Source organism: Pseudomonas sp. JV414 (assembly GCF_032424305.1).
Lineage (GTDB): Bacteria > Pseudomonadota > Gammaproteobacteria > Pseudomonadales > Pseudomonadaceae > Aquipseudomonas > Aquipseudomonas lini.
The window spans coordinates 362401-381232 of sequence record NZ_VYKC01000021.1; the positions used below are offsets into that span (position 1 = coordinate 362401).

12 protein-coding genes are annotated in these 18832 nt (G+C 59.1%); 11 read left to right on the forward strand and 1 reads right to left on the reverse strand.

Annotation, left to right across the window (positions count from 1 at the left end):
- Nucleotides 1–407 precede the first annotated feature (407 nt).
- The 7 genes from acs to argR all read left to right on the forward strand — a co-directional run bounded on the left by acs (nt 408) and on the right by argR (nt 8402).
- A complete protein-coding gene (gene acs, locus F6R97_RS23750) occupies nt 408–2363 on the forward strand; it encodes an acetate--CoA ligase (RefSeq protein WP_038979416.1) in 1956 nt (651 codons plus the stop codon).
- Between the two features lie 632 nt (nt 2364–2995).
- Nucleotides 2996–3769 carry an ABC transporter substrate-binding protein gene (locus tag F6R97_RS23755; RefSeq protein ID WP_038979417.1) on the forward strand — a complete coding sequence of 258 codons (774 nt, stop codon included), beginning with the start codon at nt 2996–2998 and terminating at the stop codon, nt 3767–3769.
- A gap of 90 nt (nt 3770–3859) precedes the next feature.
- Nucleotides 3860–4549 (forward strand): ABC transporter permease, encoded by a 690-nt coding sequence (locus F6R97_RS23760; RefSeq protein ID WP_007904805.1) that lies wholly within the window; start codon nt 3860–3862, stop codon nt 4547–4549.
- Nucleotides 4546–5244 carry an ABC transporter permease gene (locus tag F6R97_RS23765; RefSeq protein WP_038979418.1) on the forward strand — a complete coding sequence of 233 codons (699 nt, stop codon included), beginning with the start codon at nt 4546–4548 and terminating at the stop codon, nt 5242–5244. Before F6R97_RS23760 ends, F6R97_RS23765 begins: the two co-directional genes overlap by 4 nt.
- A 1-nt stretch (nt 5245) precedes the next feature.
- On the forward strand, nt 5246–6358 hold the full coding sequence (locus tag F6R97_RS23770; protein ID WP_048394169.1) for a M14 family metallopeptidase: 1113 nt from the start codon (nt 5246–5248) through the stop codon (nt 6356–6358).
- A gap of 27 nt (nt 6359–6385) precedes the next feature.
- A complete protein-coding gene (locus tag F6R97_RS23775; RefSeq protein WP_046042317.1) occupies nt 6386–7150 on the forward strand; it encodes an ABC transporter ATP-binding protein in 765 nt (254 codons plus the stop codon).
- Nucleotides 7151–7421: 271 nt separating this feature from the next.
- Nucleotides 7422–8402 carry a transcriptional regulator ArgR gene (gene argR / locus F6R97_RS23780; protein WP_038979420.1) on the forward strand — a complete coding sequence of 327 codons (981 nt, stop codon included), beginning with the start codon at nt 7422–7424 and terminating at the stop codon, nt 8400–8402.
- A gap of 24 nt (nt 8403–8426) precedes the next feature.
- Here the strand turns inward: argR and F6R97_RS23785 are convergent, their stop codons facing one another.
- A complete protein-coding gene (locus tag F6R97_RS23785; protein ID WP_315867185.1) occupies nt 8427–13469 on the reverse strand; it encodes a dermonecrotic toxin domain-containing protein in 5043 nt (1680 codons plus the stop codon).
- A gap of 304 nt (nt 13470–13773) precedes the next feature.
- On the opposite strand from F6R97_RS23785, the gene F6R97_RS23790 reads away from it, so the two are divergent.
- The 4 genes from F6R97_RS23790 to astD all read left to right on the forward strand — a co-directional run bounded on the left by F6R97_RS23790 (nt 13774) and on the right by astD (nt 18816).
- Complete coding sequence (locus F6R97_RS23790) at nt 13774–14994, forward strand: aspartate aminotransferase family protein (protein ID WP_038979422.1); 1221 nt, start codon at nt 13774–13776, stop codon at nt 14992–14994.
- Nucleotides 14995–15217: 223 nt separating this feature from the next.
- On the forward strand, nt 15218–16237 hold the full coding sequence (aruF, locus tag F6R97_RS23795; RefSeq protein WP_315867186.1) for an arginine/ornithine succinyltransferase subunit alpha: 1020 nt from the start codon (nt 15218–15220) through the stop codon (nt 16235–16237).
- Nucleotides 16238–16324: 87 nt separating this feature from the next.
- Nucleotides 16325–17350 (forward strand): arginine N-succinyltransferase, encoded by a 1026-nt coding sequence (gene astA, locus F6R97_RS23800; RefSeq protein WP_038979423.1) that lies wholly within the window; start codon nt 16325–16327, stop codon nt 17348–17350.
- Complete coding sequence (gene astD, locus F6R97_RS23805; RefSeq protein WP_315867199.1) at nt 17347–18816, forward strand: succinylglutamate-semialdehyde dehydrogenase; 1470 nt, start codon at nt 17347–17349, stop codon at nt 18814–18816. Before astA ends, astD begins: the two co-directional genes overlap by 4 nt.
- Nucleotides 18817–18832 lie beyond the last annotated feature (16 nt).

Sequence of the window (18832 nt, forward strand, 5' to 3'; positions counted from 1 at the left end):
TTTAGTAAAGAGTCTTGGATTAACTGCCTTCGTGGGGGCTGCAACTGGGTTAATCGCGTTTGCCTTGTTGGCGAAACCGATTTTAGGCCTGGGGGTGGCGTGCATATAGCCGTGCTTTTGATAAACACCTTTGGCAGATTTGGTAACAATCCCCCGAGAACCCGCCCGTAACCACTGCGCAGAATCTGCCGAAGATGGCGATCTTTCGACTTTAAAAAGCTGAAGATCAAAAGATCGCAGCCTTCGACAGCTCCTACGAGGGCCCTGATAGCCGGGTTTGAGCGCCTCGTCGCGGTATAGCCACATTTTGTAGGGGCTTGTTACTACCATCGTCGAATGGTTCTATAGGCCCCGCCCGGCTACAACTGGGGCCATACAAAAACAACTATTCCACCGAGGTAAGAAAGATGAGTGCGGCTTCTTTGTATCCCGTTCGTCCCGAGGTAGCAGCCAACACGCTGACTGACGAGGCCACCTATAAGGCCATGTACCAGCAGTCGGTCGTCAACCCGGACGGCTTCTGGCGTGAACAAGCCAAGCGCCTCGACTGGATCAAGCCTTTCACCACGGTGAAGCAGACGTCCTTCGACGATCACCATGTCGACATCAAATGGTTCGCCGACGGCACGTTGAACGTTTCCTACAACTGCCTCGACCGTCATCTGGCCGAGCGCGGCGATCAAATCGCGATTATTTGGGAAGGGGATGACCCTGCCGAAAGCCGCAACATCACCTACCGCGAGCTGCACGAACAAGTCTGCAAGTTCGCCAACGCCTTGCGTGGCCAAGATGTGCACCGCGGCGACGTGGTGACGATTTATATGCCGATGATCCCCGAAGCCGTGGTCGCCATGCTGGCCTGCACCCGGATCGGCGCGATTCACTCGGTAGTGTTCGGTGGTTTCTCGCCGGAAGCCCTGGCTGGCCGGATCATCGACTGCAAATCCAAAGTGGTGATCACCGCTGACGAAGGCATTCGTGCCGGCAAGAAAATCCCGCTGAAGACCAACGTCGACGACGCGCTGACCAACCCGGAAACCAGCAGCATTCAGAAAGTCATCGTGTGCAAGCGCACCGGTGGCGACATCAAGTGGAACCAGCATCGCGACATCTGGTACGAAGACCTGATGAAAGTGGCGGGCAGTGTCTGCGCGCCGAAAGAGATGGGCGCTGAAGAAGCGCTGTTCATCCTTTATACCTCCGGTTCCACCGGCAAGCCGAAGGGCGTGCAGCACACCACCGGCGGTTACCTGCTGTATGCGGCGATGACCCACGAGCGTGTGTTCGACTACCGTCCGGGCGAAATCTACTGGTGCACCGCCGACGTCGGCTGGGTCACCGGCCACAGTTACATCGTCTACGGCCCGCTGGCCAACGGCGCGACCACATTGCTGTTCGAAGGCGTGCCGAACTATCCGGACATCACCCGGGTGGCGAAGATCGTCGACAAGCACCAGGTCAACATCCTCTACACGGCGCCAACCGCGATCCGCGCGATGATGGCCTCGGGCACCGCCGCCGTTGAAGGTGCCGATGGCAGCAGCTTGCGTCTGTTGGGTTCGGTCGGCGAGCCGATCAACCCGGAAGCGTGGGACTGGTACTACAAGAATGTGGGCAAGTCCCGTTGCCCGATCGTCGATACCTGGTGGCAGACCGAAACCGGCGGCAACATGATGAGCCCGTTGCCGGGCGCTCACGCGCTGAAACCTGGTTCTGCGGCGCGTCCGTTCTTCGGTGTGGTGCCAGCGTTGGTCGACAACCTGGGCAACATCGTCGAAGGCGTGGCCGAGGGTAACCTGGTGATTCTCGATTCGTGGCCAGGTCAGGCGCGCACGCTGTACGGCGACCATGACCGCTTCGTCGATACCTACTTCAAGACCTTCCGTGGCATGTACTTCACCGGTGACGGTGCGCGTCGTGACGAGGACGGTTACTACTGGATCACCGGTCGCGTGGACGACGTGCTCAACGTTTCCGGGCACCGCATGGGTACTGCCGAGATCGAAAGCGCAATGGTCGCTCACCCGAAAGTCGCCGAAGCGGCGGTGGTCGGTGTGCCGCACGACATCAAGGGGCAGGGCATCTATGTCTATGTCACATTGAACGCTGGCGAAGAGACGAGCGAGCAGCTGCGCCTGGAGTTGAAAAACTGGGTGCGTAAAGAGATCGGCCCGATTGCTTCGCCGGATGTGATTCAGTGGGCGCCGGGACTGCCGAAAACCCGTTCGGGCAAGATCATGCGCCGGATTCTGCGCAAGATTGCCACGGCCGAATACGATGGGTTGGGGGATATTTCGACCCTGGCGGATCCGGGTGTGGTGCAGCATTTGATTGATACGCACAAGACCATGAACGTCGCTTAACAGCGGTTCTTGAGTCATCGAAGCCCCACCAGGTGTTGAGCCTGGTGGGGCTTTTTGTTGTTGAAGATCAAAAGATCGCAGCCTGCGGCAGCTCCTACAGGGAATGCGTTCGGCGTAGGAGCTGCCGAAGGCTGCGATCTTTTGATGTTGATCTTCCACCAATAATTATCGGTGTCCGCCGTAGGTCAATTCCCACTGTTACCCATCACCCTTCAAGTTACCGAATGTGTAACCACACGCCCGGCAACGAGGCATTGGGAAACGCAAAGCCCTGTTTCAGGGCCTCTCAACCCGGCATGAAAAATAAGACACAACGCTGCGCTTGCCGGATTAGAAGGGTTTGCCAATAATAGGCCCGCAATTTGCAATATAGATCGGTTCACTGTCTTTTGCTCTTGCATGAAATTGCAAGGCTGTCAACGCGCTTAACCCGCATTCTCAGTGCATCTGTAATTTGTTGTCGCATTGAAGAAATATCGGCTTCGGACCTGTCGTTAGAATGCCGATCACTCGCTCGTCGTTGCCTGCGTTGAAATCAGCGCACGGTTCGTAGGACGCAGCCGTTTAACCCATTCGCATATTGGGCTGTCGCTCACTCTGCCGTTTTTGCCCTTTACCGATGGAGTCCCAAGATGAAGAAACTTGTGCTGCTTGGCGCCCTGGCACTGTCCGTGCTGTCCCTGCCGACCTTCGCCGATGACAAGCCCGTAAAAATCGGTATCGAAGCAGCTTACCCTCCGTTCGCCTCCAAGGCGCCGGACGGCAGCATCGTGGGTTTCGACTACGACATCGGCAACGCCCTGTGCGAAGAGATGAAGGTCAAGTGCGTATGGGTCGAGCAAGAATTCGACGGCCTGATCCCGGCACTCAAAGTGCGCAAGATCGACGCGATCCTGTCGTCCATGTCGATCACTGAAGACCGCAAGAAGTCCGTGGACTTCACCAATAAGTACTACAACACCCCGGCTCGCCTGGTCATGAAGGCCGGCACTCCAGTCAGCGACAGCCTGGCTGAGTTGAAGGGCAAGAACATCGGCGTGCAACGTGGTTCGATCCACGAGCGTTTCGCCCGCGAAGTCCTGGCCCCGCTGGGTGCAGAGATCAAGCCTTACGGTTCGCAGAACGAAATCTACCTCGACGTGGCCGCCGGTCGCCTCGACGGCACCGTGGCAGACGCGACCTTGCTGGATGACGGTTTCCTGAAAACCGACGCCGGCAAAGGTTTCGCCTTCGTTGGCCCGGCCTTCACCGACGTCAAATACTTCGGCGACGGCGTAGGTATCGCGGTTCGCAAGGGCGACGCGCTGAAAGACAAGATCAACACCGCGATCGCTGCCATTCGTGAGAACGGCAAGTACAAGCAAATCCAGGACAAGTACTTCGCCTTCGATATCTACGGCAAGTAATCGTCCCCGCAACAAGTCCGAAATGGCGCAAGCAACAGGATCTCTGAGGTTTGCGCCATTTTTTCATCCCAACTTTCGAGGACCTGAATCATGTTGAAAGGCTACGGGGCTGTCATCCTCGATGGCGCATGGCTGACGCTTCAGCTCGCCTTGTCGTCCATGGTCTTGGCCATTGTTCTGGGTCTGATCGGCGTTGCGCTGCGTCTGTCCCCAATACGCTGGCTGGCCTGGCTGGGCGACCTGTATTCCACGGTGATACGCGGTATTCCCGATCTGGTGCTGATCCTGCTGATTTTCTACGGCGGCCAGGACTTGCTCAACCGCGTCGCGCCGATGCTCGGCTATGACGACTACATCGACCTGAACCCGTTGGCCGCCGGTATCGGCACCCTGGGCTTCATCTTCGGTGCGTACCTGTCGGAGACCTTCCGCGGCGCCTTCATGGCAATCCCGAAGGGGCAGGCAGAGGCCGGCATGGCGTACGGCATGAGCAGTTTTCAGGTGTTTTTCCGGGTGTTGGTGCCGCAGATGATTCGTCTGGCGATTCCGGGTTTCACCAACAACTGGCTGGTATTGACCAAGGCGACCGCGCTGATTTCGGTGGTCGGTCTGCAAGACATGATGTTCAAGGCCAAGCAGGCGGCAGACGCTACCCGCGAGCCTTTCACCTTCTTCCTCGCAGTGGCGGCGATGTACCTGGTAATTACCAGCGTCTCGTTGCTGGCATTGCGTCACCTTGAGAAGCGCTACTCGGTAGGCGTAAGGGCGGCTGATCTATGATCTTCGACTACAACGTCATTTGGGAGGCCTTGCCGCTGTACTTCGGCGGCCTGGTGACCACCCTTAAATTGCTCGCGCTGTCGCTGTTCTTCGGCCTGTTGGCGGCACTGCCGCTGGGGCTGATGCGCGTTTCCAAGAACGCCGTCGTCAATATGAGTGCCTGGCTGTTCACTTACGTGATCCGCGGCACGCCGATGCTGGTGCAGCTGTTTTTGATCTACTACGGTCTGGCGCAGTTCGAAGCAGTACGTGAAAGCTTCCTCTGGCCATGGCTGTCCAGCGCCACGTTCTGTGCGTGCCTGGCCTTCGCCATCAACACCAGCGCCTACACCGCCGAAATCATCGCCGGCAGCCTGCGCGCCACGCCGAACGGCGAGATCGAAGCGGCCAAGGCCATGGGCATGTCGCGCTTCAAAATGTACAAGCGGATCCTGCTGCCATCGGCCCTGCGCCGGGCATTGCCGCAATACAGCAACGAAGTGATCATGATGCTGCAGACCACCAGTCTGGCGTCCATCGTGACCCTGATCGACATCACCGGTGCCGCGCGCACGGTCAACGCTCAGTTCTACTTGCCGTTCGAAGCCTACATCACCGCCGGCGTGTTCTACCTGTGCCTGACGTTCATTCTGGTGCGCCTGTTCAAAATGGCCGAGCACCGCTGGCTGGGCTATCTGGCCCCGCGGAAGCACTGATATGGAACGCATCGATCATGCATTGCCGTGGAGCCACCTGGGCAGCGAACGCCGGATTTCGGTGTTCCGCTTCGGTGCTGGCGAGCGCAAGGCCTACATCCAGGCCAGCCTGCACGCCGATGAACTGCCGGGGATGCGCACGGCCTGGGAGCTGAAAAAGCGCCTGACCGAACTCGAAGCCCAAGGCTTGCTGAACGGTGTGATCGAACTGGTGCCGGTGGCCAATCCACTGGGCCTCGGTCAATTGCTTCAGGGTAACCATCAAGGGCGTTTTGAAGCCGGCAGCGGCAAGAACTTCAACCGGGATTTCGTTGAGCTGAGCGAGCCCGTGGCCGCTGAGCTGCAAGGGCATCTGGGTGACGATCCTCACGCCAATATCCGTTTGATCCGTGAAACCATGAGCGATGTGCTGGCTGCATTGCCGCCTGCCGCGAGTCAGTTGCAAGGCATGCAGCGCATTTTGCTCAGCCATGCTTGCACCGCCGATGTGGTGCTGGATTTGCATTGCGATTGCGAAGCGGCACTGCACATGTACGCCTTGCCGCAACACTGGCCGCACTGGCGTTCGCTGGCTGCGCACTTGAACGTCAAGGTTGGGCTGCTGGCGGAAGATTCCGGCGGCAGCTCCTTTGACGAAGCGTGCTCGCTGCCGTGGCTGCGTCTGTCGCGTCTGTTTCCGGATGCCCAGATTCCACTGGCCTGCTTGGCGACGACCATCGAGTTGGGTGGCCAATCTGATACCGGTCGCCCAGAGGCAGAGGCTCACGCCGAAGGCATTCTGGCGTTCCTTGCCGAGCAGGGTTTGATCAGCGGCGAATGGCCAAAACCTGCGCAAGAGGCTTGCGAAGGCATGCCGTTCGAAGGCACCGAATTGCTGTTCGCTCCGCATCCTGGCGTGGTGAGTTTTCTGCGTAAACCCGGTGAGTGGGTTGAAGCGGGCGACGAGATTTTTGAAGTGATCGATCCGTTATCGGATCGGGTCAGCACGGTGTGTGCTGGTACGTCCGGGGTGCTGTTTGCCATTGAACGGCTGCGTTATGCCCAACCCGGTTTCTGGCTGGCCAAGGTGGCGGGGCGCGAAGCGCTGCGTCACGGGCGCTTGCTCAACGACTGACTGACTGTTTTTGTGAGAACCGACCGCATGTACAAACTTGAAGTCCAAGACCTGCATAAACGCTATGGCAGTCACGAAGTGCTCAAGGGTGTGTCCCTGAAAGCGGCGGCTGGCGATGTGATCAGCATCATCGGCTCCAGTGGCTCCGGCAAAAGTACTTTCCTGCGCTGCATCAACCTGCTCGAGCAGCCGCACGCGGGCAAGATTCTGCTCAACAACGAAGAGCTGAAACTGGTCGCCAACAAGGACGGCGCGCTGAAAGCCGCCGACCCGAAACAGCTGCAACGCATGCGTTCGCGCCTGTCGATGGTGTTCCAGCATTTCAACCTGTGGTCGCACATGACCGCGCTGGAAAACATCATGGAAGCGCCGGTCCACGTGCTCGGCATGTCCAAGGCCGAAGCCCGTGAAAAGGCCGAGCACTACCTGAACAAGGTCGGCGTTGCTCATCGCAAAGACGCTTACCCTGGCCACATGTCCGGCGGCGAGCAGCAGCGTGTGGCGATTGCCCGTGCGCTGGCGATGGAGCCTGAGGTGATGTTGTTCGACGAACCGACCTCGGCCCTCGACCCTGAGTTGGTCGGTGACGTGCTGAAAGTCATGCAGGCCCTGGCGCAGGAAGGCCGGACCATGGTGGTGGTGACGCACGAAATGGGCTTTGCCCGTGAAGTGTCGAACCAGTTGGTGTTCCTGCACAAAGGCGTCGTCGAAGAAAGCGGCAACCCGCGCGAAGTGCTGGTGAATCCGCAGTCTGAGCGTTTGCAACAATTTTTGTCCGGCAGCTTGAAATAATCAGGACTGCCGTTGTGCACAGGGATAGTGCATGCTTCGTAGCCTGAAGGCTGGCTACGATTCCCTGTAGGAGCTGCCGAAGGCTGCGATCTTTTGACTTTGATTTTCAAGATCAAAAGATCGCAGCCTCGCTTCACTCGACAGCTCCTACAGGGGGGGGGCGGCAAGCCAGCTCCCACATTTGATTTTTGTCGGTTTTGAAATTTGTGTTCATTTACGGGCTAGCCTTGGCCCATGCCTTCATTCTGTTCTTCGTTTCGGATTGCCCGCCATGACTGCCCATCGAATTGGTTTCCTGATTTGGCCCAGCACTAAAGCTCTGACGCTTACGCTGGCTGAGGAGGCCTTGCGTGTTGCCCAGCGTGTGCACCCGGACGTTGTTTACGAACTGTCGTTCTTGCAGGCCGAACCGCCGACCGAAGGCGCCTGGCAATTGCCGGGTGAGCCGTGGGCCGGCAAGCTCGAAAATTTCCAGAAACTGTTCCTGCTCGCCGATGAGCCGCCGACTTCACTTGCGCCAGCACTCAGCAGTGGGCTGAAACAACTGGTGCGAGCCGGATGTGTGATCGGCGGTTTGTCGGCCGGTGTTTACCCCTTGGCGCAGTTGGGTTTGCTCGACGGTTACCGCGCTGCCGTGCATTGGCGCTGGCAGGACGATTTCACCGAACGTTTTCCGAAGGTGATTGCCACCAGTCACCTGTTTGACTGGGATCGCGATCGCCTCACTGCGTGCGGCGGCATGTCGGTGCTCGATTTGCTGCTGGCAGTGCTGGCCCGTGATCACGGCGCGGAACTGGCCGGTGCGGTTTCAGAAGAACTGGTTGTCGAACGCATCCGTGAAGGCGGCGAGCGCCAACGCATTCCATTGCAGAACCGCTTGGGCTCCAGCCATCCGAAGCTCACCCAAGCGGTGTTGCTGATGGAAGCCAACATCGAAGAGCCGCTGACCACCGACGAAATCGCTCAGCATGTGTGCGTATCGCGTCGGCAGCTGGAGCGGATCTTCAAGCAATACCTCAACCGTGTGCCGAGCCAGTACTACCTGGAATTGCGCCTGAACAAGGCCCGGCAGATGTTGATGCAAACCAGCAAGTCGATCATCCAGATCGGCCTGTCGTGTGGCTTCTCTTCGGGGCCGCATTTCTCCAGCGCCTACCGCAACTTCTTCGGCGCCACGCCGCGGGAAGATCGCAACCAGCGGCGCAGCAGCAGCCCGTTCGAGTTGTCGTCGGTGCCGTCAGAGCGCGGATGACCTCGTTGTTAAACCTGACGTCGATCACTCATCGACGTCAGAGCCTTCGGACGACGACACCTCCATTTCCGCTTGATCCATGACTGCATCGACACCGAAGTCGACACCTGTCTGCCTGAAATAACTGATCAGCGTTTGTACACTTTCCTCTGACAGCGGATTGCCCCTCAGATTGATGCTCTCACCGACCTCCAGCGGCAATTCCAGAATATCGGCGGGTATGTGGGTGATCGCGTTTGCGCTCAGATCCACGGTGTCCAGGAATTTGAGTTGCAACAGGCCTGGCGGCAATTCGGCAATGCCGGTGTCGTTCAGCAACAGGGTCGTGAGACGGGACATCTGGCTCACGTCGGGTGTGGCACCCAGCGGGTTGTCGCTCAGGTCCAGGTAGTCAAGCCGCTCCATCTGTGCCAGTTCCAGTGCACTTTGCGCCGTCAGGGTGAGTTGGCAATCGGTCATCGACAATGCGGTCAGATCGCCCATTCTGAAAATCGGCTCGGGGAGGGTCTGCTGTCGGTAGTTACGGATGGTCAACCCCTTGAGGCGAGGAAAACTCTCCAGAAAACGCCCGACCCCGGTCAGCCGTTCATCACTGTGCAGATACAGCAGCGAGACATGACTGAAGTCTGCCTGCATCGTCGGCAGGTTGCCGGTAATGATGGTGGGCAGGGTCAGCTCGTAGGTGGGTCGAAGTTGCTGATTGAAGTGGTCCAGATCGGTTTGCCGGCGCCAGCAACGTTCCACGATCCGTTTGAATTCATCCCGGATCGAATGTTCTTCGAGTAGCTCCTGCGCGGTGAAAGGGGCATCGCTCACCGGGTGTATCGCCGGTACGTCTGCTGTCCAGGCTGACAGGTCGTTGCTGAGGGTGCTGAGTTCGGTTTCCAGGCGCGTGATCTCCACCCTGCCATCGGCCAGCGTACCGGGCTGCAGATAGATAAACTCACTGGCTTCTTCCTGATCCATAGACGGGTACAGCGCTTGAACCCGATTGACATCAGCCTGTTCGGCAAACACCCCGAAATCCTGGCGCGTGCGCCCGAAATGGCTTTTTATGCGTTCGCGAGTCGCGGCCGAAAGCGGGTTACCGCCCAGGTCGAAGCCATCTCTGACAGTGTTGGGGAGATCGAAGAGCGCGGTGGGCAGTTCCTGGATGCGGTTATCATTAAGCAGAACGGTTCGAAGGTGTGGCCGGGTCAGCACACTGGGTGGGAAGTTGGAGATACCGGTCTCCGATACATCGATGTAGCGCAGCTGCGGCATGTGCTCGACATTGGGAATCAGCTCCAGCGGGTTCTTGTACAGGTCCAGAATCACCAGTTTGTTCAGCGCTGACAGGGTGGTGTAGCTCTGTGGCGTGAGGGTAATGGCGCAGTCGCTGAGAATCAGTTCGGTCAGGTTCGGCGATTGCACAATGGCTTGCGGAAGGCGATTCAGCCTGAAACCGCGCAAGGCCAGGCGACGCAAGTCTGAGAATCCTCGCAAAAAATCAGGCATCCCGCGCGTTGCGATATGGCCATCCAGCGACAGGCTTGTCACGTGACTGAAGCCCTCGCCGAGCATCGGAAGCTCACCCACTATCGGTTGGGAAAAACGGAATTCGACCACATGATCCTCACCAAGGTGCGGTGAGGCTTGTTGATGCCAGCAGTCGAGTAATTCGTTTACCAGGTGCCGGCGATTTCGCTGCTGAATGCTGAATTGTTCAGGGGTGACTCTGGCTTGGGTGTCCGGCATGAACAGTGGGATTTCGTTACGCCAGAGGTGCAGGTCATTGGTGAGTCGCGCGTGTTCGGCCATGAGTCGGGTCAGCTCTGCCCGTGGCCCCGTCGGGTGCCGTTGCAGGCGTTCGACAAAGGCTTGCAGTTCCTCGGCTGACAAGTGGGGGAATAGCCTATGGGCGCGGGCTTGTAAGGTCGGCGTACCGAACGGTGCGCGATGGTAGCCATCCGTGCCGCCGAGCAAGCGCATGACGGTTGGATCGTAGATGGGCTTCAGGATTGGGTGTTGCGCCAGGACCGAGTGCAGTTCATTGCGGTTCAGAGCATGGGTGCGAATCATCCGTTTGAGTTTTTCACCTTCGCCAATGTGGATGCCTAGCGCCGAGCGCTCGCTGTCCGGCAGTGCCTGCAATAAATCCAGATAGAACGTGCTCGCGCCGCTGAGCTCAAGGCCTGCATCGTCAAAGGCCTGATAGCTGCCATCTGCGTTCAGAACGAGCACTTTACGAATGGGCGCATCGGCATTGCCGATACTGTCGAGCAGGCGTCCGCCATGGGCGTATTCGTGGATTTCCAGGCGCAATTGTCCCGACCAGCCAGGCAGTCGCTGCAGGGTGTGCAGGGCCAGTCGATCGGTGTCGGGGTTGTTGGCGCTTGAGGGGATCTCCAAGCCTTCGTAAGCCCGTGTGATCCTGACGTGTTCCCGGGCTTCACGGGTGAGCTGTGCGAGGCGTTTGGACAAGGTGCCGCGCTCAAGTTGTTGCAGCTCTTGATCGCTGGCGGTTTGCAGCAGTGCATCTGCCACGCTGCTCGGCAAACCGTGTTCGGCGTCGATGAGTTTTTGCGCCAGCCCAGAGGTGGCGCGATCGAGTCGGCGGTATCGATTGTCGAACAGGGTTTCTCGCTTGCCCTCGGCGAGCGTAACCAGTGTCCGGCGCAGTGTGCGGGCGCGGGTACCGAGACTGGGGGACGGCGTGCCGAAGGACTCACCCATCAGCGTTCTGGTTTCGTTTTCCCCCAGGGTCAGCAGTAGCGCATGGATCAGGTCGCCGTTGCTGAGGTGCGCCTGATTAACCTGAACCATGGGTTGGCCGACGGCACCGCGTTCCCAGAGGGTCTGTGCTTTGCTGTCGACCAGGCGCAGCCCTTTTTCGGCCGGCCAGTAACCGTTGTCGCAGAGCAGTTCCAGTTGCGTGATAGGGTCGGCTTTCAGGTAGTCGGTCGGTTGTTCGCTGCCGATCAGTTCGATGAAGGTCTGGATGTCCTGATCGATCTTGAAGCGTTTCAGTGTGTCGGCGAGCAGCGCAGGCATCTGGCTGGTATTCACATGCATCTTGCGCAAGGCATTCTCGTGGCAGCCGCTGATCTGCAGCATTCGTTCACGCACCGAGGGTGCGAATCGTTCCATGTCTGGGCCGAGGCGGCGCAGCACGGTGGCTTGATCCCAGCTCAACGGCTGGTCGAGTGCGGTCTGCCAGGCTCCGGCGCCATTGTGTTTGAGTGCGGGTTTATAGGCTTCAGGACGGCTCGGGTGATCGATGCGGTGCTCACCGGTCACGGGGTCCTGGCTGACGGCGTAGGGTTTATTGTCCAGTGACAACAGGGTTTTGCCGTCGTGGCGGTACAGCCCGAGTTCATCGGGTCTGGCAGCCTGAGGAAGTGTGCCGGGCTGTTCATAGGTGCTCAGATCTGGCTTCCAATAGCGACTTTCACCCTGGGGTGTTTTGACCGAATGGAACCGGTCGATGAACTGAACAATTTCCCGGGGCAGGACCGCACGAAACTCTCCCGCCGCGATCACGCCACCCACCGCAAAAGTGCCCAGTTGCACGGCGGATTCAATGACCCCCATGAAATGCTCGAAGGCCTTGGTTGTCAGGCCTTCTGCCCAGTCGACGATGCTTTCGAAGGTTTCGTCGAGTAGCTGGTACGCCATGTAAGCCAGCATCAATTCGCCGAGAAAAGGCACGAACGGCAGGACGACAAAGGCTGCGATGTTTAGCAGTGTCGAGGCGATTTGCGTGAAGGAGTCCCATAATGCCCAGCGGGCTTTCTGATCGACCGTCGCCGTGGATACCGCAATGACTCGGGCATCGTTGAGGATCTTGTCGAGTTTGCGCTGATAGAGATGAACCCACAGATCGCCTCTGATCGGCGTCGTCGTCATTTGCAGGTTGGCGCGCTGGTCTGGTTTTTCTCTCCAGGTGGGGCGTGGGTCGCCAGGTTGAACCGGTTGCCAGGTGATGGGAACAAGTCGGTCGTTTAACTGAGCGAAGAAATGCCCACGAGCCTCATGATCGATAAAGCGGCTGAAGAACTGTTGATAGTCATGACTGCGCAAACGCTGGGTCAGCTCCTGGGCGAATGCGCCTGTAGAGGCATATTCCTTGATCGGGTGTTCGGGGTCGTCGGGGATATAGGCCACTACCCGGACCACTTCTCGCGCGCGTTCCAGATCCGGGGCAAACAGCACGATGCCAGTCAGCCGTACATTCATGATCGTCAGTTCATGACAATCCCATGCCTGTCCGCGTAGACGTAGATGTTGCTGGCCATCGAGTAAGCCAAGGATCAGGCGATGGACATCGCCGCCAAGCTTGTTTTGCATGTAGGCCATTTGCAGGGCGGCGCTGAGGGCCGCTTTCTGGCTGTCGCGGACTCTGGGTTGCAGGGTCGCCGCGACCACCGGGTTGCTGATGCCGAGGTTTTCTTCGAGGTACGTTTTGTAGTGCTCGCCAATGTCCAGTTCCCGGCACAGTTGGGTGAATGCCGTGATGGGAATTTTTAGCAGGACGTGCGGCAGTTCATCGAAATGCCCCGCAGAAGAAGGTGCACTGATGTAGGTCGAGGCGGGCTCAAAGGCGTCGTCTCTGGTCTCGCTGCTTTCGAAGTTGTGCAGCGCGGCGTCCAACAGCGACACCGTCCAGATGCGTGCCGCGCCCGACTTCAGCCCCAGCCATGGGATATGGGCGGGAATATAAAGACGCAAAAAGGTTTGGTGGACGTCCAGTTCCAGGCCGAAGCGCTCCTTCAGCGCTGCAACCAGCAACGGTTCGGCAAAGTCCTTGGCATTTTTCACCTTGGCCAGCGACTGATCGACGCGGTTCTGCGCTTGCCAGTGCAAGGCATTGAGTGTGCGTAACTCGGCGTGTTGGCTGCGGGGCGCGTTGTTGAGGCCGGCCGGCAGGCGAGGTTTGGCCTTGCTCATGGCTTCGCGCTTTTGCGGGGTGGCCTGCGTAAGCCAGCGGGGGATGACGCTTATCAGATGCTGGTAATGGGTGTCCCTGTTGAAGGGTGGCATCGGATCGAGATGGATAGCGTCCGGATTTTCGTTAGTAAGGCTCATGAAGGTTGCCGTTGGCGTTAGGAAGACCTCAGAAAACACCATGAGCGCCAGCGACGTGCGGTACATATATACCGCCACTGTAAAATCCGGATGAGTAAGATCCTCGCAACCTGCCGCAAACCCCGCAGGCAGTTTAAACTGCGCCTTTGCGACCCTATTTGTCGCATTGCCGTAAACCCGGGCCAAACCTGTGTTTGCGCTATAAGAAGTTGTCGCTTGGCGGCAAGGCCGGGCTGAAAACTGTCCTTACAATCCCCTCATCGCTCGCCAGTTTCAGGCGAGTGTTCCTCTTCAGGAGACTCCGATGTCCGTTGAGCACGCTGCGGTAGAACGCGCCGATTTTGACCAGGTAATGGTTCCCAACTACGCGCCAGCCGCTTTCATTCCTGTGCGTGGTGCCGGTTCCCGTGTTTGGGACCAGTCTGGCCGCGAGCTGATCGACTTCGCCGGCGGGATTGCCGTTAACGTATTGGGCCATGCGCATCCGGCGCTGGTCGCTGCATTGACCGAGCAAGCGAACAAGCTGTGGCACGTATCCAACGTGTTCACCAATGAGCCGGCCTTGCGCCTGGCCCATAAGCTGGTCGACGCCACTTTTGCCGAGCGCGTGTTCTTCTGCAACTCTGGCGCCGAAGCCAACGAGGCCGCCTTCAAGCTGGCCCGTCGCGTGGCCCATGACCGTTTCGGTACCGAGAAGTACGAAATCGTTGCCGCGCTCAACAGCTTCCACGGCCGTACCCTGTTCACCGTGAACGTCGGTGGCCAGTCGAAATACTCCGACGGCTTCGGTCCGAAGATCACTGGCATCACCCACGTGCCTTACAACGATCTGGCCGCGCTGAAAGCCGCTGTTTCCGACAAGACCTGCGCAGTGGTTCTGGAGCCGATCCAGGGCGAAGGCGGCGTATTGCCGGCCGAGCTGTCTTACCTGCAAGGTGCTCGTGAACTGTGCGACGCGCATAACGCGCTGCTGGTTTTCGACGAAGTTCAGACTGGCATGGGCCGCAGCGGCAAACTATTCGCCTATCAGCATTACGGCGTGACCCCGGACATCCTGACCAGCGCCAAGAGCCTGGGCGGCGGTTTCCCGATCGCAGCGATGCTGACCACCGAAGACCTGGCCAAACACCTGGTCGTCGGCACCCACGGCACCACGTATGGCGGCAACCCGCTGGCGTGCGCTGTCGCTGAAGCGGTGATCGATGTCATCAACACGCCTGAAGTGCTGAACGGCGTCAATGCCAAGCACGACAAGTTCAAGACCCGTCTTGAGCAGATCGGCGAGAAGTACGGCCTCTTCACTGAAGTCCGCGGTCTGGGCCTGTTGCTCGGTTGCGTGTTGAACGATGCCTGGAAAGGCAAGGCCAAAGACATCTTCAACGCCGCCGAGCGTGAAGGCTTGATGATTCTGCAAGCCGGCCCGGACGTGATTCGTTTCGCGCCAAGCCTGGTGGTTGAAGACGCCGATATCGATGCCGGTCTGGACCGTTTCGAACGCGCCGCAGCAAAACTGACGCAAGCCTGATAGTCCCTTCGACGCCTGAACTGTTCAGGCGTCGAACCAATTTTATGCCGGACCGGATTAAATGTGGGAGCGGGCTTGCTCGCGAAAGCGGTGGGTCAGACAGCGCTGATGTCGACTAACCCACCGCTTTCGCGAGCAAGCCCGCTCCCACATTAGTCCGAGTGTCTTCAATGACAGCCCGGTTATTTTTCCTAAAAGTGTTAAATGAGAAAGGAGTGACACCATGCTGGTGATGCGCCCCGCGCAAATGGCTGATCTGGGCGAGGTACAGCGTCTGGCTGCGGACAGCCCGATTGGTGTCACTTCCTTGCCGGATGACGTTGAACGCCTGAGCGACAAGATCGCCGCGAGCGAAGCCTCGTTCGCCGCCGAAGTCAGCTTCAACGGTGAAGAGAGCTATTTCTTCGTCCTTGAAGACACGGCCATCGGCAAACTGGTCGGCTGTTCGGCCATCGTTGCCTCGGCCGGTTATTCCGAGCCGTTCTACAGCTTTCGTAACGAAACTTTCGTGCACGCCTCCCGCGAGCTGAAGATTCACAACAAGATCCATGTGCTATCCCAGTGTCACGACCTGACCGGCAACAGCTTGCTGACCAGTTTCTACGTGAAGCCGGAGTTGGTGGGTTCGCCTTGGGCGGAGCTCAATTCCCGTGGTCGCCTGTTGTTCGTGGCCAGCCACCCGGAACGCTTTGCCGATTCGGTGGTGACCGAGATCGTTGGTTACAGCGACGAAAATGGCGACTCGCCGTTCTGGGATGCCATCGGTCGCAACTTCTTCGACCTCAACTACGCCGCTGCCGAGCGTCTGTGTGGCCTGAAAAGCCGCACGTTCCTGGCCGAGCTGATGCCGCATTACCCGATCTACGTGCCATTGCTGCCGGACTCCGCTCAAGAGGCGATGGGCCAGGTGCACCCACGAGCGCAGATCACTTTCGACATCCTGATGCGCGAAGGCTTCGAGACCGATCACTACATCGACATTTTCGACGGTGGCCCGACCCTGCATGCCCGCGTCTCGGGGATCCGTTCGATCGCCCAGAGCCGTGTAGTCCCGGTGAAAATCGGTGAGCCGGTCAAAGGTGCCGGTCGTCAATATCTGGTGGCCAACGCCCAGTTGCAGGATTACCGCGCCGTTTTGCTTGAGCTCGATTACGCGCCGGGCAAACCCGTGACCCTGGATCTTGAAGCGGCCGAAGCCTTGGGCGTCGGTGAAGGTGCCAGCGTGCGCCTGGTGGCGGTTTAACGCCTGCTGCTATGCCTATAAAGAGTGAATGCTTAGTAAAGCAGCGAGTTTCACGGGTGGCTCAAGCGGCCCGTTTGAGGAGATAGCATGATCGTTCGTCCCGTACGCAGCAGCGATTTACCCGCTCTGATCGACCTGGCCCGCAGCACCGGCACCGGCCTGACCACCTTGCCGGCCAACGAAGAGCGTCTGGCCCATCGGGTCGGCTGGGCCGAGAAGACCTTCCGCGGCGAAGCCGGGCGGGGCGATGCGGACTACCTGTTCGTGCTCGAAGACGACAACGGCCGCGTGGTGGGCATTTCCGCCATCGCCGGCGCCGTTGGGCTGCGTGAGCCCTGGTACAACTTCCGCGTAGGCCTGACCGTCAGCGCCTCGCAAGAGCTGAACATCTACCGCGAAATTCCGACGTTGTTCCTGGCCAACGACCTGACCGGCAACTCTGAACTGTGCTCGTTGTTCCTGCACGCCGATTTCCGCACTGGCCTCAACGGCCGCATGTTGGCCAAGGCGCGGATGCTGTTCATCGCCGAGTTCCCGCAACTGTTCGGCAACAAGATCATTGCCGAAATGCGCGGTGTGTCCGATGACGTCGGGCGTTCGCCGTTCTGGGAAAGCCTGGGTCGGCACTTCTTCAAGATGGAGTTCAGCCAGGCCGATTACCTCACTGGCGTGGGCAATAAGGCGTTCATCGCCGAACTGATGCCGAAATTCCCGCTGTACACCTGCTTCCTGTCGCCAGATGCGCGCAACGTGATCGGCCAGGTTCACCCGGACACCGAGCCGGCGCTGTCGATGCTCAAAAGCGAAGGTTTCAGCTACCAAGGCTACGTCGATATTTTCGATGCCGGTCCTGCGGTGGAATGCGAAACCGCCAAGATTCGCGCGGTGCGTGACAGCCAGGCGCTGGTGCTGGCCATCGGCACCCCGGGTGACGACGCCACGCCGTTCCTGATTCATAACCGTAAGCGCGAAGACTGCCGGATCACTGCCGCGCCAGCACGCTTCGCCGCCGGCACTTTGGTGGTCGATCCGCTGACCGCCAAACGTCTTCAACTCAACGCTGGCGATCAAGTGCGCGCCGTTCCGTTGTCTGCTGCTCGGGAGTCGAAATAATGAATTCGCTATACATCGCCGGTGAATGGCTGGCTGGTCAGGGTGAAACCTTTCAATCGGTAAACCCGGTGACCCAGCAAGTGCTGTGGGCCGGCGAAGGTGCCTCGACCGGTCAGGTCGAGTCGGCTGTGCAAGCTGCACGTCAGGCGTTCCCGGGCTGGGCTCGCCGTACCCTGGAAGAACGCATCAGCGTGCTGGAAGCCTTTGCCGCTGCGCTGAAAAATCACGCTGACGAGCTGGCTCGCACCATCGGTGAAGAAACCGGTAAACCCCTGTGGGAAGCGGCGACTGAAGTCACCAGCATGGTCAACAAGATTGCCATCTCGGTGCAGAGCTACCGCGAACGTACCGGCGAGAAGAGCGGCCCGTTGGGCGACGCCACTGCGGTGTTGCGCCACAAACCGCACGGTGTGGTGGCGGTGTTTGGCCCTTACAACTTCCCCGGTCACTTGCCGAACGGTCACATCGTGCCGGCGCTACTGGCCGGTAACAGTGTGCTGTTCAAACCGAGTGAGCTGACGCCGAAAGTTGCCGAGCTGACGGTCAAGTGCTGGATCGAAGCCGGTCTGCCGGCCGGTGTGCTGAACCTGCTGCAAGGCGCTCGCGAAACCGGTATCGCCCTGGCGGCGAACCCGGGCATCGACGGTCTGTTCTTCACGGGTTCCAGTCGTACCGGCAATCACCTGCACAAGCAGTTTTCCGGTCGCCCGGACAAGATCCTCGCGCTGGAAATGGGCGGCAACAACCCGCTGGTGGTGGATCAGGTTGCGGACCTCGATGCCGCCGTTTACACCATCATTCAGTCGGCATTCATTTCTGCCGGTCAGCGTTGCACCTGTGCCCGGCGCTTGCTGGTGCCGCAAGGCGCCTGGGGCGATACGCTGTTGGCGCGACTGGTAGCGGTCAGCTCGACGATTGAAGTCGGTGCGTTCGATCAGCAACCAGCGCCGTTCATGGGCTCGGTGATTTCCCTCGGCGCTGCGAAAGCGCTGATGGACGCGCAAGAACATCTGCTGGCCAACGGCGCAGTGACGCTTTTGGAAATGACTCAGCCCCAGGCTCAGGCAGCGTTGCTGACCCCTGGCATTCTGGACGTGACGGCGGTTGCCGATCGCCCGGACGAAGAGCTGTTCGGTCCGCTGCTGCAAGTGATCCGCTACGCTGATTTTGAAGCGGCGATCGCTGAAGCCAACGACACCGACTATGGCCTGGCGGCCGGTCTGCTGTCGGATTCCGAAGCGCGTTACCAGCAGTTCTGGCTGGAAAGCCGTGCCGGTATCGTCAACTGGAACAAGCAGCTGACCGGTGCTGCGAGCAGCGCGCCATTCGGCGGTGTCGGTGCATCGGGTAACCATCGCGCCAGCGCCTACTACGCCGCAGATTACTGCGCGTACCCGGTGGCTTCGCTGGAAACCCCGAACTTGGTGTTGCCTGCTGCTTTGACGCCTGGCGTGAAGATGGCGTAACGCCCAATCGCGGGCA